This is a genomic window from Streptomyces sp. SudanB182_2057 (assembly GCF_964272715.1).
GTDB lineage: Bacteria > Actinomycetota > Actinomycetes > Streptomycetales > Streptomycetaceae > Streptomyces > Streptomyces rubradiris.
In genome coordinates this window covers 3,833,817-3,855,166 of the sequence record NZ_OZ186798.1, presented here as the reverse complement: position 1 = coordinate 3,855,166, position 21,350 = coordinate 3,833,817, and the positions used below count along the sequence as shown (strand labels likewise).

At 72.8% G+C, this 21,350-nt stretch carries 21 protein-coding genes; 13 read left to right on the top strand and 8 right to left on the bottom strand.

Annotation, left to right across the window (positions count from 1 at the left end; genetic code table 11):
* Positions 1-193 precede the first annotated feature (193 nt).
* Positions 194-3,775 (top strand): BTAD domain-containing putative transcriptional regulator, encoded by a 3,582-nt coding sequence (locus ACSURM_RS16685; RefSeq protein WP_436955922.1) that lies wholly within the window; start codon positions 194-196, stop codon positions 3,773-3,775.
* Between the two features lie 82 nt (positions 3,776-3,857).
* Here the strand turns inward: ACSURM_RS16685 and ACSURM_RS16680 are convergent, their stop codons facing one another.
* Positions 3,858-5,546 (bottom strand): bifunctional 3'-5' exonuclease/DNA polymerase, encoded by a 1,689-nt coding sequence (locus ACSURM_RS16680; protein WP_436955920.1) that lies wholly within the window; start codon positions 5,544-5,546, stop codon positions 3,858-3,860.
* A 61-nt stretch (positions 5,547-5,607) separates the two neighbouring features.
* Positions 5,608-6,354 carry a Clp protease N-terminal domain-containing protein gene (locus tag ACSURM_RS16675; protein WP_436955919.1) on the bottom strand — a complete coding sequence of 249 codons (747 nt, stop codon included), beginning with the start codon at positions 6,352-6,354 and terminating at the stop codon, positions 5,608-5,610.
* 367 nt (positions 6,355-6,721) lie between these two features.
* On the opposite strand from ACSURM_RS16675, the gene ACSURM_RS16670 reads away from it, so the two are divergent.
* Positions 6,722-7,831, top strand: coding sequence for a DUF2786 domain-containing protein (locus tag ACSURM_RS16670; protein WP_436955917.1), 1,110 nt, complete (start codon positions 6,722-6,724; stop codon positions 7,829-7,831).
* Between the two features lie 60 nt (positions 7,832-7,891).
* On the opposite strand, the gene ACSURM_RS16665 is transcribed toward ACSURM_RS16670, so the two are convergent.
* From ACSURM_RS16665 to rpmB, 3 genes are all read right to left on the bottom strand, one after another.
* The gene (locus tag ACSURM_RS16665) at positions 7,892-8,407 is read right to left on the bottom strand and encodes a DUF4232 domain-containing protein (RefSeq protein ID WP_436955915.1); all 516 of its coding nucleotides are present in this window, start codon (positions 8,405-8,407) and stop codon (positions 7,892-7,894) included.
* 397 nt (positions 8,408-8,804) lie between these two features.
* Positions 8,805-9,110, bottom strand: a complete 306-nt coding sequence (gene rpsN / locus ACSURM_RS16660) for a 30S ribosomal protein S14 (protein WP_436955913.1) — start codon at positions 9,108-9,110, stop codon at positions 8,805-8,807.
* Positions 9,110-9,346: a 50S ribosomal protein L28 gene (gene rpmB / locus ACSURM_RS16655; protein ID WP_436961116.1), complete on the bottom strand. Its 237-nt coding sequence runs from the start codon at positions 9,344-9,346 to the stop codon at positions 9,110-9,112. Before rpmB ends, rpsN begins: the two co-directional genes overlap by 1 nt.
* 62 nt (positions 9,347-9,408) lie before the next feature.
* Here rpmB and rpmG point away from each other — a divergent pair, with 62 nt between their 5' ends.
* From rpmG to ACSURM_RS16630, 5 genes are all read left to right on the top strand, one after another.
* Positions 9,409-9,573, top strand: a complete 165-nt coding sequence (gene rpmG, locus ACSURM_RS16650; RefSeq protein ID WP_030606219.1) for a 50S ribosomal protein L33 — start codon at positions 9,409-9,411, stop codon at positions 9,571-9,573.
* A gap of 9 nt (positions 9,574-9,582) precedes the next feature.
* The gene (locus ACSURM_RS16645) at positions 9,583-9,837 is read left to right on the top strand and encodes a type B 50S ribosomal protein L31 (protein ID WP_436955911.1); all 255 of its coding nucleotides are present in this window, start codon (positions 9,583-9,585) and stop codon (positions 9,835-9,837) included.
* Positions 9,834-11,036 (top strand): CobW family GTP-binding protein, encoded by a 1,203-nt coding sequence (locus ACSURM_RS16640; RefSeq protein WP_436955909.1) that lies wholly within the window; start codon positions 9,834-9,836, stop codon positions 11,034-11,036. The genes ACSURM_RS16645 and ACSURM_RS16640 overlap by 4 nt, the downstream gene beginning before the upstream one ends.
* The gene (gene rpsR, locus ACSURM_RS16635; protein ID WP_436955907.1) at positions 11,036-11,269 is read left to right on the top strand and encodes a 30S ribosomal protein S18; all 234 of its coding nucleotides are present in this window, start codon (positions 11,036-11,038) and stop codon (positions 11,267-11,269) included. The genes ACSURM_RS16640 and rpsR overlap by 1 nt, the downstream gene beginning before the upstream one ends.
* A gap of 500 nt (positions 11,270-11,769) precedes the next feature.
* Entirely contained in the window at positions 11,770-12,039 is a 270-nt protein-coding gene (locus tag ACSURM_RS16630; protein WP_436955906.1) for a DUF397 domain-containing protein, read from the top strand.
* A gap of 230 nt (positions 12,040-12,269) precedes the next feature.
* Here ACSURM_RS16630 and ACSURM_RS16625 read toward each other — a convergent pair whose 3' ends face one another.
* Positions 12,270-12,743, bottom strand: coding sequence for an ATP-binding protein (locus ACSURM_RS16625; RefSeq protein WP_436955904.1), 474 nt, complete (start codon positions 12,741-12,743; stop codon positions 12,270-12,272).
* A gap of 368 nt (positions 12,744-13,111) precedes the next feature.
* On the opposite strand from ACSURM_RS16625, the gene ACSURM_RS16620 reads away from it, so the two are divergent.
* The 6 genes from ACSURM_RS16620 (at position 13,112) to ACSURM_RS16595 (ending at position 18,990) form a co-directional block, all read left to right on the top strand.
* On the top strand, positions 13,112-13,936 hold the full coding sequence (locus tag ACSURM_RS16620; protein ID WP_436961115.1) for a helix-turn-helix domain-containing protein: 825 nt from the start codon (positions 13,112-13,114) through the stop codon (positions 13,934-13,936).
* A 104-nt stretch (positions 13,937-14,040) separates the two neighbouring features.
* The gene (locus ACSURM_RS16615; RefSeq protein ID WP_436955902.1) at positions 14,041-15,501 is read left to right on the top strand and encodes an aldehyde dehydrogenase family protein; all 1,461 of its coding nucleotides are present in this window, start codon (positions 14,041-14,043) and stop codon (positions 15,499-15,501) included.
* Between the two features lie 117 nt (positions 15,502-15,618).
* A complete protein-coding gene (locus ACSURM_RS16610; RefSeq protein WP_436955901.1) occupies positions 15,619-16,167 on the top strand; it encodes a DinB family protein in 549 nt (182 codons plus the stop codon).
* Between the two features lie 23 nt (positions 16,168-16,190).
* Positions 16,191-16,832, top strand: coding sequence for a PadR family transcriptional regulator (locus ACSURM_RS16605; RefSeq protein ID WP_436955899.1), 642 nt, complete (start codon positions 16,191-16,193; stop codon positions 16,830-16,832).
* Positions 16,833-16,927: 95 nt separating this feature from the next.
* Positions 16,928-17,746, top strand: coding sequence for a MerR family transcriptional regulator (locus ACSURM_RS16600; RefSeq protein ID WP_436955897.1), 819 nt, complete (start codon positions 16,928-16,930; stop codon positions 17,744-17,746).
* A 200-nt stretch (positions 17,747-17,946) separates the two neighbouring features.
* Positions 17,947-18,990, top strand: coding sequence for a DedA family protein (locus ACSURM_RS16595; protein WP_436955895.1), 1,044 nt, complete (start codon positions 17,947-17,949; stop codon positions 18,988-18,990).
* 27 nt (positions 18,991-19,017) lie between these two features.
* Here the strand turns inward: ACSURM_RS16595 and ACSURM_RS16590 are convergent, their stop codons facing one another.
* Positions 19,018-20,679, bottom strand: coding sequence for a threonine/serine ThrE exporter family protein (locus tag ACSURM_RS16590; protein WP_436955893.1), 1,662 nt, complete (start codon positions 20,677-20,679; stop codon positions 19,018-19,020).
* Between the two features lie 130 nt (positions 20,680-20,809).
* A complete protein-coding gene (locus ACSURM_RS16585) occupies positions 20,810-21,301 on the bottom strand; it encodes an inorganic diphosphatase (RefSeq protein ID WP_029381130.1) in 492 nt (163 codons plus the stop codon).
* Positions 21,302-21,350: the final 49 nt, after the last annotated feature.

Sequence of the window (21,350 nt, the reverse complement as noted above, 5' to 3'; positions counted from 1 at the left end):
GACGGCTGGCTCGAAGTCGCCCTTCGGGAGCGGAAACAGCCCACGGACGAGGTGGTTCCGCAGGCCGTTCGGTGGGCAGGAAGTGGCGGGAAACCGTTGTGGACAGGGCGGGTTTCCGCCAGGCGACGGCGGGCAGACGTCCGCCGCGGAGTGCGGTCGGCCCGGCCGCGCGGGAAGGCTGTGGAGCGGCGTGATGCGGCGGTGCGAGCTGCGCTTCGGACTGCTGGGACCGCCGGTCCTCTACGACCGACCGTCGTACGGAGTCTCGTACGAGCCCCCTCCCGGGGTCCCGGGTGATGCCTCGACCCGGGCCTCCGGCCCCGCCGCTTCCCGCGGTCTCGCCGAGCGGGCCGGTGAGTCCGAGGCGGACGTCCGTGACCGTCACGTCCGGTCCATCGGCAGCCCCAAGGTCCGCGCCCTGCTCGCCGCGCTGCTGCTGGAGCCCGGCCGGGTCGTCTCCGTCGAGGTACTGAAGGACGCGCTGTGGGGCGGCGCGCCGCCCGTCTCCGCGCGGGCGTCCCTGCACAACCACGTCACCCGGCTGCGCCGGCTCCTTGACGACCCCGAGCGGCTCAGGGCCGTACCGCCGGGCTATGTGCTGCGGGTCGCCCACGGCGAACTCGACGTGCACGTCTTCGACGCCCGGGCCGCCGAGGCACGGGCCGCGCACGCCCGGCGGGACTGGGCGGGCGTACTGCGGGCCTGCGCCGCCGCGCTCACGCTGTGGCGCGGCACCCCGCTCGGCGGGCTCCCCGCCGACATCGGCGGCTACGCCTTCGTGCAGCGCCTGGAGCAGGCCCGGCTGCTCCTGCTGGAATGGCGGTACGACGCCGAACTCGCCCTCGGCGGCACCCGCCTGGCCGCCCTCGTGCCCGAGCTGACGGCCCTGACCGCCGAGCACCCGCTGCGCGAGGCGTACCACCGTCAGCTGATGCTCGCCCTGCACCGCACCGGGCGCCAGGCCGAGGCCCTCGCCGTCCACCGCGACCTGCGCGCCCGTCTGGTGGAGGAACTCGGTATCGAGCCCGGTCCGGCGGTCCGCGAGGCGCATGTCGAGGTGCTGCGCGACCGTCGGGGGCGGACGGGTGGTGACTGTCCGTCAGGGACTTGTCCGGGGGAGGAGTCGGGGGGTGGTGACGCCGGTGGACCGGCCGTCGCCGGCAGCGTCGGTAACAATGACGGCACCGGGTCCGGCGGTACCGGTGACGATGGTGCCTGCCTCGCGGGCGTCGTCGACGAGTCCGTCTCCGCCGTGCCGCCCTGCGCCTCCCCGGTCCCACAGCCGGGTCCCGGGGCCGGTCCCACGGCCTCCGGTTCGCCGCAGGACGGTGTCGTCCCGCCCGTGCCGCAGGCCCCGCCTCCGGCCCAGTTGCCGGCGCCGCCGGCGCACTTCACCGGGCGGACGGACGTACGGCGCGAGTTGCGCCGGGCGCTGACCGGGCCGCCCGCCTCCGTCCCCGCCGTCGCGGTGATCAGCGGCATGGCCGGGGTCGGCAAAAGCGCTCTGGCCCTCCATGTGGCACATGAGCTGCGGAAGCTCTTCACCGACGGTCAGCTCTACGTCAATCTGCACGGCTCCACCCCCGGCATGACCCCGCTCACCGCCGCCCAGGCACTCGCCGCGCTGCTGCGCGACCTCGGCGTAGGCCCCCGGAACATCCCCGAACACCCCGACGCCGCCGCCGCGTTGCTCCGCTCGCTGCTCGCCCCCGCCCGCCTCCTGCTGGTGCTGGACGACGCGGCGAACGCGGCCCAGGTCCGGCCACTGCTGCCGGCCGGGCCCGGCTGCGCGGTGATCGTCACCAGCCGTTCGCCGCTCACCGCCCTCGACGGCGCCCGGCGCTTCCCGCTCGCCCCGCTGACCGGCGAGGACAGCGCGGCCCTGCTGCGCGCGGTCAGCGGGCGCGCGGGGCTGGACGCGGGCCACCCGCTGGTCGAGCTGACCGGCCGGCTCCCGCTGGCGCTGCGCGTGGTCGCCGCCCGGCTCGCCGCCCGCCGCGCCCTCACCCCGGACGTCCTGGCCGGTCAGCTGGCCGATACCGGCGGTCGGCTGCACCACCTGGAGTACGACGACCTGAGCGTCCGCCGCTCCCTGGCCGTCGCCCACGACGCGCTCGCCGCCGCCGAGCGCGAGGCCGACCGGGACGCCGCCCTCGCCCTGCGCCGTATCGGCGCGCTCGACCTGCCGACGTACGGCGCCTCGCTGATCGCCCGCCTCACCGGCACCGACGAGCGGCGCGCCGAGGCAGCCCTGGACCGTCTGGTCGACGTGGCCCTGCTGGAGGAGACGGCGTACGGCCGTTACGCACCCCACGACCTGGTCCGCGACTTCGCCCGTGAACTGGCGGAGGCCGACGCGCGGGCCACCCACGTCCAGCCCGCCATCCCCGCGCGGACCACTCCAGGACAGGTCGCCGCCGGGGACCCGTCTCCGGGGCCGGGCGAGTCCGGTGTCGCCGCCCTGCACGACTGTGCCGACCTCGTCGCGCTGCGCTGGTACGCCGCCGTGTCCGAGCGGGCGTTGGAGGCGATCGTGGAGCCCGGCATCGACCAGGACGACCGGCGGCGGCCGACCGCCGCGCAGCCGGCCGAGCACGCCGCGGACGTGGCCGCCCTCGGGCGCTTCGAGTCGGCCGAGGAGGCGTTCGCCTGGGGCGAGACGGAGCTGGAGAACATCGTCGCGCTGGTGGAGCGGAACGCGGACACCGGCGATCCGCGCACGGCCGCCTACCTCTCGGTGCTCACGCGGCTGCTCTCCCCGTACGTGCAGCGCAGCGGCCGGGTCGCCGAGATGGAGGTGCTGGGCCGGGCCGGGCTCGAAGCGGCGCGCCGGCTGGGCGACCCGGCGGCAGAGGGATACGCGCTGTGCGACCTCGCCGCCCTGCACTTCCTGACGGGCCGGCACAACGACTCCCTCGCCCTCACCGACCAGGCCCTGGAGATCTGGGGGCGGCTGGACATGGTGTCCCGGATCCGGCGCTGCCTGAACAACCGGGGGCTGCTGCTGGAGGGGCTCGGGCGGTTCGCGGAGTCGGGGGAGGCGCTGCGCCGGAGCCTCGCCTACTCGCGGCTGCTGAACGACCCCTACGGCGAGGCCGTCACCCGCAGCCACCTCGGCAACCTCTACGAGCACACCGACCCGCGCGCCGCCATCGAGCAGCACCGGCGCTCGCTGGCGATCGGGGACAGGATCGGCGCGGTCATCGTGCGGCACTCGGCGCACTGCAACATCGGCTACGCCCGTCTCACCCTCGGCGAACCGGAGTCCGCCGCCCGGCACTTCGAGGAGAGCCTGCGCATCCTGGGCGGCCACGGCGACTGGCACGGCGAGGCCCAGACCCGGCTCGGTCTGGTCCGCGCGCTGCGGCAGCTGGGGCGGACCGGGCGGGCGGCCGAGGAGTGCGCCGAGCTGCTGCGCCGGGCCGACGCCCGCGCCGACCGCTACATGGGCGGGCTGGCCCTGCACCAGCACGGGCTGCTGCTGCGCGAGCAGGGGCGGCGGACGGAGGCATACGACGCCTGGCGCGCGGCACACGCGGCACTGGACGGCACGGACGAGCAGGCGGTCCTGGCGGAGCTGCGGGACCTGCTGGGCGACGGTTCCGACGCGTCCGAAGACTCCGAAGACTCCGAAGCCGTTGACGCCGCCGACGCCGCCGACGCCGCTGGCCGAGCGGGGCCGTCGGGCGGTGGTCCGGGTGGTGTGCCTTCCGGCGGGGGCCTTGGCGCTTCCGGCGAACCGGACCCGCCGAGCGAGAACCCGGAGACCGGCTGAACGGAACCTGCCGATCGCCCGCCTGCCCGCCCACCAGCGAGCCCGGACCGCACGCCGAGCCCCAACAGCCCGCCGCACCCTTTCACTTGGCGTCGGCATAGCGCTCCACCACCGCCGTCGTGAACGGGAACCGCACGGGGGTGTCGCCGAAGGTCAGCCGGCCGGCCAGGGCGGCGGCGTCGCGGATGGACCGGACGACCGCCTCCGCCTCCTCCGCGGGGCAGTGCACGATCACCTCGTCGTGCTGGAAGAAGACCAGCTCGGCCGCCATGTCCCACAGCGCCCGGCGCAGCGCGGCGAGCAGCAGCAGGGCCCAGTCGGCGGCGCTGCCCTGGACGACGAAGTTGCGCGCGAAGCGGCCCCGCGCGCGGGAGTCGGCCGAGGCGTATCCGGGCACCCAGCCGGACTGGCCCTCGCTCTCCTCCTCGCCGCCCGGGATGCCCGCCTCCTCCGCCGTGTCCTCGCCCGCACCGGCGGCGGGCGGACAGGTCCGGCCCAGCCAGGTGCGCACCAGCCGGCCCTCCTCGCCCGCGCGGGCGGCCTCGTCGACGTAGGCGACGGCCTTCGGGAAGCGGCGGCGGAGCGCAGCGAGGTTCTTCAGGCCGTCGCCGGAGGTCTGGCCGTAGACCGCGCCGAGCACGGCGAGTTTGGCCTGCTCGCGGTCGCCGGAGAAGGCGCGGTCGGAGACGGACTGGTAGAGGTCGTTGTCGCGGCCGGCCACCTCCATCAGACCGGGGTCGCGGGAGATCGCGGCAAGGACGCGCGGCTCCATCTGGTCGGCGTCGGCCACCACCAGCCGCCAGCCGGGGTCGGCGACCACGGCGCGCCGGATCACCTTGGGGATCTGCAGTCCACCCCCGCCGTTCGTCACCCAGCGGCCGGTGACCGTACCGCCGGCGAGGAACTCGGGGCGGAAGCGGCCGTCGCGCACCCAGTCCTGGAGCCAGGACCAGCCGTGCGCCACCCAGATGCGGTACAGCTTCTTGTACTCCAGCAGGGGCGCGACGGCCGGGTGGTCGACGGACCGGATCTCCCAGCGGCGGGTGGACCGCACCTTGATCCCGGCCTGGGCGAAGGCTTTGATCACGTCGGCGGGCAGGTCCGGCCGCACCCGGCGGCCGAAGGCCGCGGACACCTCGTCGGCCAGTTCGGCGAGGCGGCGGGGCTCGCCGCCGCCCGCGTACCGCTCGCCGAGCAGTTCGTGCAGCAGGGCGCGGTGCACCTCGGCGCTCCACGGCAGGCCGGAGCGGTTCATCTCGGCGGCCACCAGCATCCCGGCCGACTCGGCGGCGGTCAGCAGGCGCATCCGGTCGGGGTGGGCGGCCTGCCGGTGGCGGCGCTGCTGCTCGGCGTAGACCGCGAGCAGGTCCGGCAGGGGCAGAGGGGCGCCGGCGGGTTCGAACAGCGGGGACTGGGCGCCCGGTTCGGCCGCGCGCTGCGGCGGGTCGGGCGGGACGGGGCCGCCGCGGAGGCGGGCCAGGGCGGCGGCGGCCGAGCGTGGCTCGCCGTACCGGCCCTCGTGGCCCAGCAGGAGTGTCTCGGCGTCCTCGATGTCGTAGCACCGCTCCACTCGCACCCCCGTGGCGAGCAGACGCGGGTAGACCTCGGGGGTCGACCGCCACACCCAGCGCGTCACCTCCGGGCGGCTCCGCACCGCCCCGGCGAGATCGCTCTCCCGCCGCACCGGTCCGGCGGGCAGCCCGTCCGGGCCGAGGGGGGCGACGTCCACGCCTCCGTCCTCGGCCGGTGCGAGCGCCCACCGGTCCGTCATGTCCGCGAGTGTGGCAGGCGGGTCTGACAATCGGCCGTGACCTGGGCTTCGACCTGCGGACCTACTGCTGTGAGCCGCCCGGTCCGGGGGTGTTCTCCAGCAGCAGTGCCAGCATCTTGGTCAGCTCTTCCTCGGTGGCCGGCTTCGTGATGCCGAGGCCGCTGAGGACGCCCTGGCCGTTCTCGTGCTCCAGCAGGGCCAGCAGGATGTGCTCGGTGCCGATGTAGTTGTGGCCGAGCCGGAGGGCCTCGCGGAAGGTGAGTTCCAGGACCTTCTTGGCGTCGGGGGCGTAGGGGACGAGGTCGGGGGCGTCGTCCGCGGCCGGCGGCAGTGCGGCGGTCGCGGCCTGGCGTACGGCGTCCAGGGTCACGCCCTGCACGGTGATCGCCTTCGCGGCCAGGGCCCCGGGCTCGGACAGCAGACCGAGGACCAGGTGCTCGGGGCGGCTCTCGGTGTTCCGCGCGGCCAGCGCCTCGTTGTGCGCGGCCATGACCACATTCCGCGCCCGCGGGGTGTAGCGGCTGAAGGCCTGGCTGGGGTCGAGGTCGGTGGACTCCTTGGGCACGAAACGCTTCTGTGCCGCCTGCCGGGTCACGCCCATGCTGCGGCCGATCTCGGTCCAGGACGCGCCGGAGCGGCGGGCCTGGTCGACGAAGTGCCCGATCAGGTGGTCCGCCACGTCACCGAGGTGGTCGGCGGCGATCACCGCGTCCTGGAGCTGGTCGAGGGGTTCGGGATGGACCTTCTTGATGGCCTCGATGAGGTCGTCGAGGCGTACGGAAGCCGTGACGTTCGGGTTGGTCGCCATAGTGTCAACCGTAGGTTGCCACCCTAGGGGTGTCAACCAGGGGTTGTCAGTTGGTCCCGTTGGCTTACTCGGCCGTCGCCCTGGAACGCTTTCGCCGCGAGGAGCACCGGCCAGGCCGCACCGGCCCAGCGAAGCGCGTCGCGCGCGAGGGACGGATTCCTGAAGGTGAGACAGTGGCGCGGGGCCGTTTCCGCCCGGTCCGGCTGCGGGCGGCAGCGTCGTGCGCACGGGGGCCGTACGGTGACGGGATCCCCGCAGGGCTGCCGGGTCCACCCCGGGCCGGTCCGGGATCCGTCTCCGCCACAGTTGTCCACAGGCTGTGGACGGTCGCCTCCCCCTGTCGGTGGCGCGTGGCACGATCGGGTCTGTGACCAGTACTGCCAGCACCGTCGAACGGGCCTTCCGGGCCGCTCTCTACGACGACACCGACACCGGGCTCGACACGGGCGCCTCCCTGCTCGCCGCCGATCCGGGGGCCGACGCCGAACTCGGGCGGCGCGGTGAGGAGTTCGTGGCGGGCGCCTGGAGACGCGGCTGGCAGCCCGCCGACGTCGTACGACTGGTGCGGCGCGAGCTGGACGACCCGCACGTCCACCTGGCCGCAGAGCTGATCCGGGCGCAGGCCGGGCGGGACCGTCCGCGCGGGCGCCGCTGGGCCGACCAAATGGCCACGCTGCCCAGCGGACCCGACCGCGCCACGGACCGCTTCTCGCACGCCACCGCCGTCCTGGAGCTGTACCGCCTGCTGCTGCGCCTGCCCGCCCTGGAGCCGTTGGACGACGAGCCCCGGCGCGCCCCCGGCCCGGCCGCCTCCCGCATGCTCAGCCGCATCCGCGCGCTGCTCGCCAAGGCCGAGGCCACCGGCTATCCGGAGGAGGCGGAGGCGCTCAGCGCCAAGGCGCAGGAGCTGATGGCCCGGCACAGCGTCGACGAGGCGCTGCTCGCCGCCGAGGCGCCCGCGCCGGACGCGCCCGGCGCCTGCCGGATCGGGGTCGAGCCGCCGTACGAACAGGCCAAGGCGGTCCTGCTGGACGCGGTGGCCACGGCCAACCACTGCCGCGCGGTGTGGAACGAACCGCTCGGCTTCTCCACGGTCGTCGGCTTCGAGGCGGACCTGGAGGCCGTCGAGCTGCTCTACACCTCGCTGCTGGTGCAGGCCACGCACGCCATGACCAGGGCGGAGGCGGCCCAGCGGGCCGGCGGGCGCAAGCGGACCAAGACCTTCCGGCAGTCGTTCCTCGCGGCCTACGCGCACCGCGTGGGCGACCGGCTCGCGGCCGCCGCCGAGACCCAGGTGACCCAGGACCTGCTGCCGGTGCTGGCCACGCGCGCGATAGCCGTCACCGGCCGGCTGGAAACCATGTTCCCGCAGACCACGACGACCCGGCTCCGGGGCGTCAGCGACGCGGCCGGCTGGACCGAGGGCGCCCGCGCGGCGGACCAGGCCCAGGTCAGGGCCCGTCCGCGACTGGAGTGAGCCGCGGCGGGCCCCAGGTCAGGACCTGCCCGCCGGAGCGCGCCTCACCGGCCCCGCGCCTCAGTCGCCGACCTGCTGGAAGGCGCTCACCGAGGCGTCCGGCCCGCTCCCGTCGGCCTTCCCGGCGACCGGGCCGTACTTCCACGGGAAGCTGCGGGCGGTGTCCGTACCGGGCAGGGTGATCTTCACGGTCTTCGCCGCGAGGGAGTTCTTGGCTCCGTCCTTGCCGCGTACGTAAGTGAGGGAGAAGGACGCGGAGTCGCCCTTGGCCAGCTTCAGCTTCTGGGCCTTCGCGCCCTTGAGCGTGGGCACGGTGGCGTCGCTGCCGCCACCGCTCAGCACGACGCCCGGGAAGTGGTCCAGGGTGCAGGGCGCGCTCTGGTTGGTCAGGCTGACCGGGATCTCGCCGGTGTCCCCCGCGGCCGGAGCCACGCTCGCCGAGCCGATCTGCACGGAGACCCCGCCGATCTCGCAGGCCGAGTCGGCGTTGCTCCCGTTCTTTCCGCCACTGTCGTCGCAGGCGGTCAGCAGCAGGGCGGCGGCGAGAGCGGTGACGGTGAGCGGAATGGCGCGCATGGGCGGGTCCCTGTCCTGGTGGTGACGGTGCCCTTGCATCATGGCGCCTGCCACCGAGCCCCGTACGCCCGCCCCTCCGGAAGACGGACCCTGCGACCCGGCGCTCGGAAACAAGAACTCCGAATCCAGCGCTCGGAAACAGGAACTCCGAACCCGGCGCTCGGAAACAGGAACTCCGAACTCGGAGACCGGGCCCCGGAACCAGGGCCCTGGAAGCCCGCACGCCCGGGCCCCGGAACTCGGGCCCTGGAAGCCCGCACGCCCGGGCCCCGGAACTCGGGCCTTCGAAGCCCGCACGCCCCGGCCCCCTTCAGGGGACCGCGCGCCGCCCTCCCGGACGGCCCGCGCCCCGGCCCGGTCGCCAGGACGGACCGCGCCCCGCCCCCTCACCCGCCGCTCACCACGACGACTTGCGAACCCCCGGCAGGAAGCCCTGGTGGGCCAGTGACCGCAGGTTCACGCGGGACAGCCCGAAGGCGCGCAGGTGGCCGCGTGGGCGGCCGTCGATCCGGTCGCGGTTGCGGACGCGCGTCGCACTGGCGTCCCTCGGCTGGGCGCGCAGCTCCCGCTGGGCGGCGAGCCGTTCGGCCTCGGGCGTGGACGGCCGGCGGATGACCTCCTTCAGCTCGGCGCGGCGCTCGGCGTACCGGGCGACGATCTCCTCGCGCCGCTCGTTCTTCGCGATCTTGCTCTTCTTCGCCATCAGACCCGCACCCCCCGGGCGCGGATGCGGGCGACGGCCGCCTCCACACCGATCGCGTCCACCGTCTTGATCCCCTTCGCGCTCAGTCGCAGCCGGACGTACCGGCCCTCGCCGGGCAGCCAGTAGCGCTTGGTCTGGATGTTGGGGTCGAAGCGGCGGGAGGTGCGCCGGTGGGAGTGGGAGACGCGGTTGCCGAAGCCCGGCCGGGCCCCGGTGAGCATGCAGTGCGCGGACATGGTGACGTAGCTCTCCTCGTATCGAGTCAGCAAATGGAATTCATTTTCAGTAAGGTAGCAGCATGCCACGCAACGAGCTGCGCCCGGTCATCAAGCTCCGGTCCACCGCCGGGACCGGCTACACCTACGTGACCCGCAAGAACCGCCGCAACGACCCGGACCGTCTGACGCTGCGCAAGTACGACCCCGTCGCCGGCCGGCACGTCGACTTCCGAGAGGAGCGCTGAACCACCGCCATGCGAAAGGGAATCCACCCCGCCTACGGGCCGGTCGTCTTCCGCGACCGCGCCGCCGGCCAAGCTTTCCTCACCCGGTCGACCATGACGAGCGACAAGACGGTGGAGTGGGAGGACGGCAACACCTACCCGGTCGTGGACGTCGAGATCTCGAACGTCAGCCACCCCTTCTACACCGGTACCGCGCGCGTGCTGGACACCGCCGGACGCGTCGAGCGCTTCGAGCGCCGGTTCGGGAAGCGGGGCGGGGCGTGAGCCTGGCGGTGGCCGTCGTCGGCGGGCTGCACGCCGCGGCCCGCACGGCGGCCGTCGACCGGCTGCTCGCCGACGTGCCCGGGAGCGTCGCCCTGCACCACGACCTCTCCACGGCCCCCGCCGGCCGGGTCGCGCGGACCGTCCGGGACCGCGACGGCATCGTGTCGCGCGGCGAGACGCCCCTGGTCAACGACTGCGCCTGCTGCGCCCTGCGCGAGGACCTGGTGCCCGAACTGCGGCGGCTGGCCGACGCGGCGACCACCCGGCTGGCGATCGTCGAGCTGTGGGACTCCGTAGAGCCCAAGGCGATGGCCGAGGTGATCGCCTCCGGCGGGCTGACCGTCACGTCCGTGATCACGGCCGTGGACCCGGCGCTGGTGCTGCCGTACCTGGGCAACGGCGACGACCTCGCCGAGGCCGGGCTCGCCGCGGCGGCCACCGACCGGCGCACGGTCGCCGACACCTTCGCCCGCCAGCTGGAGTACGCGCCCGTGCTCGCCCTGGCCGACTCCCCGGAAGCCGACGACGAGGACCTGGAGCTGCTGGCGCAGCTGCACCCGACGGCCCACCGGGTGCCGATCGGCGCGCCCGCCGGGGACGGCGAGCCGCGGGCGCGACCGCGTTCGGCGGCCCGGCCGGACGGCGCCGACGCCGGGACCCCGGGGCCGCTCGCCCGGGCCGCCCTCGCCGGCTTCGACGTGGAGGCCGCCGCCGCTGCCCAGCACCCGGCCTGCGCGCTGCTGCCCCAGGAGGCCGACGACCACGGCGTGTCCACCCTGGTCTGGCACCGCCGCCGGCCCTTCCACCCGGAGCGGCTGTACGCGGCGCTGGAGGACCTGACCTGCGCCGCCGCCCGCAGCCGGGGCCGGTTCTGGCTCGCCGACAAACCGGACTCGCTGCTGCACTGGGACGCGGCGGGCGGGGCGCTGTGCGTGGAGAGCGCGGGGCCCTGGCTCGCCGCGCTGCCGGACGCGGCCTGGGAACTGGTGCCGCCGGTGCGCCGCGCCGCCGCCGCGCTGGACTGGCACCCCGAGCACGGCGACCGCTGCAACCACCTGGTGTTCACCTCGCCCGGCCTCGACCGCGAGGGACTGACCAGGCTGCTGGAGTCCTGCCTGCTCACCGACGCCGAGTACGCCGCCGGCCGGGACTCCTGGCGCCGGCTCCCGCCCGCCTTCGACACCCTGCTGGAGGTCTGATGCCCCGCACGAGCGACCGCTCCTCCGTCCGCCATCGCCCCAACCCCCTGGACGAGGCCGGGATCACCTACATCGACTACAAGGACACCGACCTGCTGCGGAAGTTCGTCTCCGACCGCGGCAAGATCCGCAGCCGCCGCGTCACCCGGGTCACCGTCCGCCAGCAGCGGCTGCTCGCGCGGGCCGTCAAGAACGCCCGCGAGATGGCACTGCTGCCGTACGCCGGCCGCTGAGCCCCCCCCCACGGGCAGGCGCCGTCCTACGCTCCCCCGTAGGACGGCGCCTGCCCGTTGCCGTACCCGCCGGTGCCGACGGCGGCCCGTACCGGAGCGTTACGCCGACCGGTACCGAATGATCTCCGTCACGTGTCCCGGCGCCCGCGCCCCGCTGTCGTAGCGGCGCGGCGGCGCTGCTACGCCACCGGGCGGAGGCCGTCCCTCCGGTGGACGGACGCCGTTCCGGCCAGTGCGCCGGGCCGAATCGGTCGCCGGACAGGGGAACATGAGCGGTGCGGTACGCGTCTCTTCCGGTGCGGGGTGAGACATGTCCTGCCTGCTCCGGGGCAGATGCCGGAGCGGCTCTGGTAAAGCACACGTCAAAGGTGTAATCACGGGAACACCGCTCGTGCACGTGCATCTGCTCATGCATCTGCACGTGAACAGAGTTATGATCCGGGTCAGTTGACCACAGCACCTATGGCCACACCAGCCAGTGCACCACCGGGGAGCGACCTGTGGACCGCGACGTTGACAGCGTGTACGGGGGGTACGACGTGTACAACGGCATGGCTGCCACGCAGCTGGACGGAGTGGCCTGGCAGAAGAGCAGGCACAGCAACTCGCAGGGTTCCTGCGTGGAGTTCGCGCGGCTGCCGGGCGGCGATGTCGCCGTGCGCAACTCGCGCTTCCCGGACGGGCCGGCGCTCGTCTACACGCGCGCGGAGATCGAGGCCATGCTCCTCGGGGTCAAGGACGGCGAGTTCGACCACCTGGTCGCCGGCTGACGACCGCCTTCGTCGTGGCGAGCTGACGGCCGCCTTCGTCCCGCGTGCACGTGCATATGCCAGTGGCATGTCCCTGCGAGACGACCGGCGCGCGCGTCCACGCGACGACCGGCAGGCGCGCCCGCGCCACGGCCGACTCGTGCGGCCACGTTCACGACAGCGCGCGCACACCTCCGCGAGCCACGGGTGTACGCGCGTAGAAACCGGGCGGGAGCCCGCGCCGTACCGGATCAGCCCGCCGGCTGCATCCGGAACAGCGCCCAGACCACCTTGCCCTCGAGGGTGCCCGCGAGCGGGTGCCAGCCCCAGCTGTCGGCGAAGGAGTCGACGAGGAAGAGACCGCGGCCCGACTCGGCCGCGAAGTCGTCCGAGTCCCTGGGCACCGGCGTCTCGTGGCTCGGGTCGCGCACCGCGCACACCAGCCGCTCGCGCCAGCGCATCAGGTGCAGCCGCACGGACGGGAGGCCGTCGGTGGGACAGGGGTCCGCCGGCACCGCGTGGCGCAGGGCGTTGGTGACGAGCTCGGAGACGACGAGGCACACGTCGTCGAAGCGGTCGCCGACGTCCCACCGGCCCAGGGTGTCGCGGGTGAAGCGCCGGGCCTCGCGCACCGCCTCGTAACGGGCGGGGAGGGCGCAGGAGGCGGCATCGGACACGGCCGCGGGATCCAGCGGCGGAAGGCCCTGCCGTAACGGCTTGAGCATGGTCGATCCATTCGTCCCCATGCGAGGCACTCCCGAAATTCGCGGTCGTTGCGATGCAGCGGTGGTGCGGCACCCATGGTTTCGGATGCGTAGAGCAGATGCAAGGGCAGATGCACGTGCACGCGGCCGAAATGGCACATCCCGTACCGCTTCTTGGCCATTTTTTCCGCCGACTTCGCGCGGGAAGCCGCCAGAGGTCCGGACCTCTTGCCCGGTCGGGGCAGGGTGGAAACGGCCGAGCCCTTTCCGTTTCCGTAACCGTGCGAGTACTGCTCGGAGTGTTTTAGTGGCAGACTTCGGCCCCTGAGAGACGGTTGGGGAGGCTGGCGAAAGTGAGCGCGGGAGAGCCCGGATCGGTGGTGCGGCGGATGCTGCTCGGCTCGCAACTCAGGCGACTGCGGGAAGCGCGGGGGATCACGCGCGAGGCGGCGGGATACTCGATCCGCGCCTCGGAGTCGAAGATCAGCCGGATGGAGCTGGGCCGGGTGAGCTTCAAGACCAGAGACGTCGAGGACCTGCTGACGCTCTACGGCATCACCGACGAAGCGGAGCGCGAGTCGCTGCTGTCCCTCGCCCGGGAGGCCAACGTGGCGGGCTGGTGGCACAGTTACACCGACGTCCTGCCCAGCTGGTTCCCCACCTATGTGGGCCTGGAGGGCGCCGCCTCGCTGATCCGGGTCTACGAGGTGCAGTTCGTGCACGGCCTGCTCCAGACCGAGAGTTACGCCCGCGAGGTGGTCCGGCGCGGCATGAAGGGCGCGAGCGTCGCCGACATCGAGCGCCGGGTCGCCCTGCGCCTGGAGCGGCAGCGGCACCTGCTCTCCGACGGCGCCCCGGAACTGCACATCGTCCTGGACGAGGCCGCCCTGCGCCGCCCCTACGGCGACCGGGACGTGATGCGCGGCCAGCTCCAGCACCTGATCGACATCTCCGAGCGGCCCAACGTGCGGCTCCAGGTCATGCCGTTCAGCTTCGGCGGGCACTCCGGCGAGAGCGGCGCCTTCACCATCCTCAGCTTCCCCGAGTCCGACCTGTCCGACGTGGTCTACCTGGAGCAGCTGACCAGCGCCCTGTACCTGGACAAGCGCGAGGACGTCGCCCAGTACGAGCAGGCCCTGAAGGAGCTCCAGCAGGACAGCCCCGGCCCGGACGAGAGCCGGGACCTGCTCCGCGGCCTCCTGCAACTCTCCTGACTCTCCTGACCGACGACAGCTCTCAACTCACAGCGCCCGCCACTACGATGACGTCCTGTCAGACGAGGCGTAGATCTGGTGTCCGCTAGCGATTGAGGGATCACATGGCGTCCTACTTCAGTGACCTGGCCCAGCAGTACATCGACGGCGAGTGGCGCCCGGGCACGGGCTCCTGGGACGTCATCGACTTCAACCCCTACAACGACGAGAAGCTGGCCTCGATCACCGTGGCCACCGTCGAGGAGGTGGACCTGGCCTACCGGGCCGCCGCCCGCGCCCAGAAGGAGTGGGCGGAGTCCAACCCCTACACCCGCCGGGCCGTGTTCGAGCGCGCGCTGCGGCTGGTGGAGGACCGTGAGCAGGAGATAGCCGACCTGATCGTCGCGGAACTGGGCGGCACGCGCGTGAAGGCCGCCTTCGAACTCCACCTCGCCAAGGAGTTCCTGCGCGAGTCGATCCACCTCGCGCTGCGCCCCGAGGGCAGGATCCTGCCCTCCCCGGTCGACGGCAAGGAGAACCGCGTCTACCGGGTGCCGGTCGGCGTCGTCGGTGTGATCAGCCCGTTCAACTTCCCCTTCCTGCTGTCGCTGAAGTCGGTGGCCCCGGCCCTCGCGCTCGGCAACGCCGTGGTGCTCAAGCCGCACCAGAACACCCCGATCGCCGGCGGCACGCTGCTCGCGAAGATCTTCGAGGATGCCGGGCTGCCCGGCGGCCTGCTGAACGTCCTGGTGACCGACATCGCCGAGATCGGTGACGCGTTCCTGGAGCATCCCGTCCCGAAGGTGATCTCCTTCACCGGCTCCGACAAGGTCGGCCGGCACGTCGCCACCGTCTGTGCCAAGCACTTCAAGCGCTCGGTCCTCGAACTCGGCGGCAACAGCGCCCTGGTGGTGCTGGACGACGCCGACATCGACTACGCGGTGGACGCGGCGGTCTTCAGCCGGTTCGTGCACCAGGGCCAGGTCTGCATGGCCGCCAACCGGGTGCTGGTGGACCGCTCCGTCCAGGAGGAGTTCACCGAGAAGTTCGTCGCCAAGGTCAGGGGCCTGAAGGTCGGCGACCCGAGCGACCCGCAGACCGTGATCGGCCCGGTGATCAACTCCGCGCAGGCCGCCGCGATCTCCGGCACCGTCGACCAGGCCCTCGCCGAGGGCGCCACCGCCCTGGTGCACGGCGGCACGACCGACAACCTGGTCGAGCCGAGCGTGCTGACCGGCGTCCCGGCCGATTCCCCGCTGCTCCAGCAGGAGGTCTTCGGCCCGGTCGTCTTCCTCATCCCGTTCGATGGCGAGGAGGACGCGGTGCGGATCGTCAATGGCACCCCGTACGGCCTGAGCGGCGCCGTCCACACCGGGGACATCGAACGCGGCGTGGCCTTCGCCAAGCGGATCGACACCGGCATGTTCCACGTGAACGACGGCACCGTCCACGACGAGCCGATCGTGCCCTTCGGCGGGGAGAAGCACTCCGGCGTCGGCCGCCTCAACGGAGAGACCACGATGGAGGCGTTCACCACCGTCAAGTGGATCTCGATCCAGCACGGCCGCAGCGGATTCCCGTTCTAGCCGCGTCACCTGTCCCGCCCGGGGCCATTGCGGTCAGGATCTGACCGCAATGGCCCCTAGCGTCTCTCCCGTCGGGGCACCCGCCCCGGCGGACGGCCAGACGAGAGGCGGCGGGCCATGGTCACGCACGTGCCGGCGGAGGACAAGGGCGACGAGCGGGGAGCGCTGCTCGCGTTCATCGAGGAACAGCGCGGCGGGATCCGCAGGGCGCTGCTCGGACTGACCGAGGAGCAGGCCCGCAGCCGCCCGAGCACGAGCGAGCTGTCCCTGGGCGGCCTGCTCAAGCACGTTGTCGAGGTGGAGCAGGGCTGGGTGGCCCGGGCGAGGCAGGAGCCGCCCGCCGTACCGCGCGACCCCTCCGACTGGCACGAGACGTTCCGGCTGACCGACGACGAGACGGTGGCCGGGCAGCTCGCGTACTGGGAGCGGGTGGCCGCCGGGACGGAGGAGCTGATCCGCTCCGCGCCCAGCCTGGACGACACCTTCCCGCTGCCGCCCGACCCGTGGTTCCCGCCCGAGGGCCGCGTCTCGCTGCGCTGGCTGTGCCTGCACCTGATCCGCGAGACGGCCCGGCACGCCGGTCACGCCGACATCATCCGCGAGTCGCTGGACGGCAGGACCGCGTTCGAGCTGGTGGCCCGGGCGCAGGGCGGCCTCCCGGCCTGATCGCGGGTCCTAACCTGGACCCCATGTCAGCGATCCGTCTCCTCGTGCTGGGCGCGGTCCGCCAGCACGGCCGGGCCCACGGCTACCAGGTGCGCAACGACCTGGAGTACTGGGGCGCGCACGAGTGGTCCAACGCCAAGCCCGGCTCGGTCTACCACGCCCTGAAGCAGATGGCCCGGCAGGGACTGCTGCGCGCGCATGAGACCGCGCCGTCCACGGCCGGCGGGCCGCCGCGCACCGAGTACGAGATCACCGGCCGCGGCGAGGAGGAGTTCTTCCGGCTGCTGCGCGAGTCCCTGGTCTCCTACGACCAGAAGCCCGACGTCCGGTCGGCGGCCATCGGCTTCCTGGTCGAGCTGCCCCGCGCCGAGGCCCTGGAGCTGCTGCGGGAGCGGATCCGCCGGATCGGGCGGTGGCGGGACTCCGTCACCGGGGAGTACCTCCCCGAGGGCGGCCCGCAGCAGCTCGGTCACATCGGCGAGATCATGCGCATGTGGATCCACACGGCCGACTCCGACGCGGCCTGGACCCAGGGCCTGATCGACCGCCTGGAGGCGGGCGCGTACACCTTCGCGGGGGAGGGCGAGCCGTTCGTCGGCGTCCTCGCCGAGGGGCAGGAGAACCCGTACGCGACGGGGGAGCGGCACCCGGAGGACGACCGCTGAGCGGCTTTGGTCCCGGGGCCGCCGCGACGGGCTTGCACCTCACGCGACGTGAGGACGCAGGGTGGACGCCGTACCGACCGAAGGAGCGGAAAGAAGTGAGCCACCCCGTGGGACAGGACCACCTCCTGGGGCAGGACCGGTCACCGGGCCGGGACTACTCCGTGGGGCAGGTCGCCGGGTTCGCCGGGATCACGGTGCGCACCCTGCACCACTACGACGGGATCGGACTGCTCGTGCCCGGCGCGCGCACCCACGCCGGGCACCGGCGCTACACCGACGCCGATCTCGACCGGCTCCAGCAGATCCTGTTCTACCGGGAGCTCGGCTTCCCGCTCGACGAGGTCGCGGCCCTGCTCGACGACCCGGACGCGGACCCGCGCGCGCACCTGCGCCGCCAGCACGACCTGCTGACCGCCCGGATCGAGAAGCTCCAGCAGATGGCCGCGGCCGTGGAGCACGCCATGGAGGCACGCAGGATGGGCGTCAACCTGACCCCGGAGGAGAAGTTCGAGGTCTTCGGCGACTTCGACCCGGACGAGCACGCGGACGAGGTGGAGCGGCGCTGGGGGCACACCGAGGCATACCGGCAGTCGCGGCACCGGACCGCCGCCTACACCAAGGAGGACTGGAAGCGGCTCACCACCGAGCTGGACGCGATCCACGGCCGGATGGCCGGTCTGCTCGCCGAGGGCGTGCCCGCGGACTCGGAGGCGGCCATGGCGGCCGCCGAGGAGCACCGCCGGTTCATCACGGGCGCGTACTACGACTGCGGGCACGAGCTGCACGCGTGCCTCGGCGAGATGTACGTCACCGACGAGCGGTTCACCGCCACGTACGAGGCCATCCGTCCCGGTCTGGCCCGTTATCTGCGGGACGCGATCGTGGCGAACACGGCGCGGCACACCGCGTCCTGAGAATCGCCGGCCCGGGAGCGTACGGAGACGAGCTCCCGGGCCGACCCCGGAAGTCCCCTGAGTCACAGCTTTCTCAGGGGCATCGCACAGGGCATCCTGGAGCCACCGGTGGAACCTGGGGCGGTCACATCGCGTTGATAGCTTTGTGCGGCCGCACTTGGACGCCGTAGCCGCCCTCACCCCCTCAGGAGCCCGGACCCGTGATGACACTCGCCCTAGGCCCGAGCTGGCTCGATCCCAACTATCTGCTGGACACCTACAGCATCTGGGGCCTGCTGCTCATCGTCTTCGCCGAGTCCGGCCTGCTCATCGGCTTCTTCCTGCCGGGTGACTCGCTGCTGTTCACCTGCGGCCTGCTGATCACCTCCGGGGACCTGGACTTCCCGCTGTGGGGGGCGATCGTCCTGATCTGCCTCGCCGCGATCCTGGGCGACCAGGCGGGCTACATGTTCGGCAAGAAGGTCGGCCCGTCCCTTTTCAACCGGCCGGACTCCCGCCTGTTCAAGCAGGAGAACGTCACCAAGGCGCACGAGTTCTTCGAGAAGTACGGCCCGAAGTCCCTGGTCCTGGCCCGTTTCGTGCCGATCGTGCGCACGTTCACGCCGATCATCGCGGGCGTGAGCGGCATGCGGTACCGCTCGTTCCTGCTCTTCAACATCATCGGTGGCGTCCTGTGGGGGGCCGGCGTCACCCTGCTCGGCTCCTGGCTCGGCAACATCGCGTTCGTCAAGACGAACATCGAGGCGATCCTCATCCTGATCGTCCTCGTCTCGGTGATCCCGATCGCGATCGAGTTCCTGCGCGCCCGCGGCAAGGAGAAGAAGGCCGCCCAGGCCCGGCCGCGGCCCCAGCCGGTGCCGGCCCAGCAGCCCGCCTACCAGCAGCCCCAGCCGTCGTACCGGCAGCAGCCCCCGGTGATGGACGACGCCACGACCCAGCTGCGGCGCGTCCAGCCGGAGCAGCCGCAGTACGAGGAGCAGCGGTACGAGCAGCCCGGGTACCAGCAGCCGCAGCAGCAGGACTGGAACCGGCAGCAGGGCTACGACCAGTACTACGACGGGCAGCAGCAGTACCAGCAGCCGTACGACCAGCGGCAGTACCCGCAGCAGCAGAACTGGGACCAGCGGCAGGGCCACGACCAGCACCAGGGTTACGACCAGCACCAGGGCTACGACCAGCACCAGGGCTACGACCAGCAGCGGTACGACGAGAACGGCTACCCGTACGACCAGCGCCGCCAGTAGCCCTCGGGGCCCCGGCCCGTACGGCGCTCAGAACCCCCTGGTCCGCTTCGCCGCCCGGCGCTTCCCGGCGGAGCCGAAGCGCAGGAACAGCCGGGAGATCTCCGACCCCAGGTTGACCCCGATGGCGATGGCCATGGCCAGTGACACGGCCTTGGCCAGCGACACCAGCCCCTTGTCGATGTCGTTCTGCGCTATGGACAGCAGCCCGAAGTAGGTGGCGGAACCGGGCAGCAGCGGCCCGATCGCGGCGGTGGTGTACGGCAGCGCGGAGGCGAACCGGTACCGGGCCAGCAGCTGTCCGAACAGGCCCACCAGGCCCGCCGCGACCGCCGTGGAGGCCACCGGCGAGATCTCGCCGACGTAGTGCATCGCGCCGTACACCGACCAGGCGACGCCTCCGTTCAGGGTCACCCAGAGCACGGTGGAACGTTCCTGCTGGAGCAGGACGGCGAAGGTCAGGGACAGCAGCATCGAGGCCGCGATCTGGAGCAGCGGCTCCTCCCTCACGCTCAGCGCGGCCTCCGGATCCAGCTTGCCGCCGATCTTCACGCCGAAGTACAGGACGGTCAGCACCCCGGCGACGATGCCGACGAAGAAGTACATGACCTCCAGCAGCCGCGCGGAGGCGGTGATGTAGAAGCCGGTCAGCCCGTCCTGCACCCCCGCGACCAGCGCCCGCCCCGGCAGCAGCGCGAACAGCCCACCGGTGATCACCGCGGAGCCCTGCACGTCGACATGGGCCAGGGTCAGCGCGACCCCGATCGCCGCGGGCGGCATCGCGGCCACCGTGAACTGGTAGAACTCCGGCAGCCCGCGCCCCGCGCACAGCCATGCCAGCCGGTCGCCGAGCATGGCGCCGACGGCCGCCGCGAGGAACACGACCGGATCGCCCCTGCCCGCCACCAGCAGGGAGGCCGCACCGGCCAGCAGCCCGCCGGCCAGGGTCAGCGCCCAGCCGGGGTAGGGGTGCCGGTTGCGGCGGATCTCCGCCAGGCGCCGGTATGCCTCCTCCAGGGAGACCTCGGTCTCCGGGTCGCTGAGGTCGTCCACCAGGTGGAAGACGGCCGCCAGCCGGGTGTAGTCGGTGCCCCGCCGCCGTACCGTCCTGGACGCCGTCACCGGGTCCTCCACCAGCGACGGCTGGTGCGAGATCGACAGCAGCGTGAAGGTGACGTTCGGCTCGCACCGGTCCAGGCCGTAGGACCGGCACACCGCGAACATCGCGGCCTCCACGTCCTCCGCGCCCTCACCGCCGGCCAGCAGCAGCTCGCCGATGCGCAGGGTCAGGTCCAGCACGCGCGGGACGGCGGGGCCGCCCTCCTCCTCGCGCTGCACCGACTCCGGGGCCGGCCGCTCGGTCACCGGCATGCGCAGCATCGTGCGCATCCGGTCCTGCCAGGGCGCGTCCTTGATCAGGCTGACCAGCGGTACCCCGGTCGCGGGCGTGAACGCGGCCGGCGCCTCCTTCGCGCTGTAGGTGCGCGGCGGCGTGAACGCCGAGCCCTCCGGCTCGGCACCGGGCGGCTGCGGCGTCTGCAGCCCCTCCGGCACCGCGAACTCGGAGGTCGTCTCGCTCTCACCGCCGGTCTTCGGGACGTCCAGACCCTGGGGAATGGCGAACTCGGAGGTGATCTCCGGGTCGTACCGAGCCTCGTCCGACCGGGGCTTGCGGTCCTCCGCCTCCGTCACTTCGCACCGCTCCCTGCACCACACCTCGCGTAGCCCTCAGTATGCGCACACGTACCCCGCTGGGGCGCATGCGTGCACACATGCGAACGGGCCGCACGCCTGCGCGTGCGGCCCGTCCACGGAGCGGGGGTCAGTGACCGCCCTGCTCCTTGAAGCGCTTGTACGACCGCTCGATCTCCGCCTCGGCGTCCGTCCGGCCCACCCAGTTGGCGCCCTCGACCGACTTGCCGGGCTCCAGGTCCTTGTAGACCTCGAAGAAGTGCTGGATCTCCAGGCGGTCGAACTCCGACACGTGGTGGATGTCACGCAGGTGCTCCACACGCGGGTCGGTGGCCGGGACGCACAGCAGCTTGTCGTCGCCGCCGGCCTCGTCCGTCATCCGGAACATGCCGATCGCACGGCAGCGGATCAGGCAGCCCGGGAAGGTCGGCTCGTCCAGGATGACCAGCGCGTCCAGCGGGTCGCCGTCCTCGCCGAGGGTGTTCTCGACGAAGCCGTAGTCGGTCGGGTAGGCGGTCGAGGTGAAGAGGCGACGGTCCAGGCGGATCCGGCCGGTCTCGTGGTCCACCTCGTACTTGTTCCGCGAACCCTTCGGGATCTCGATCGTGACGTCGAACTCCACCGGTGGCTCCTCCATGATCAGCACATAGTTCTGGTGGTTAAGTGTCCCT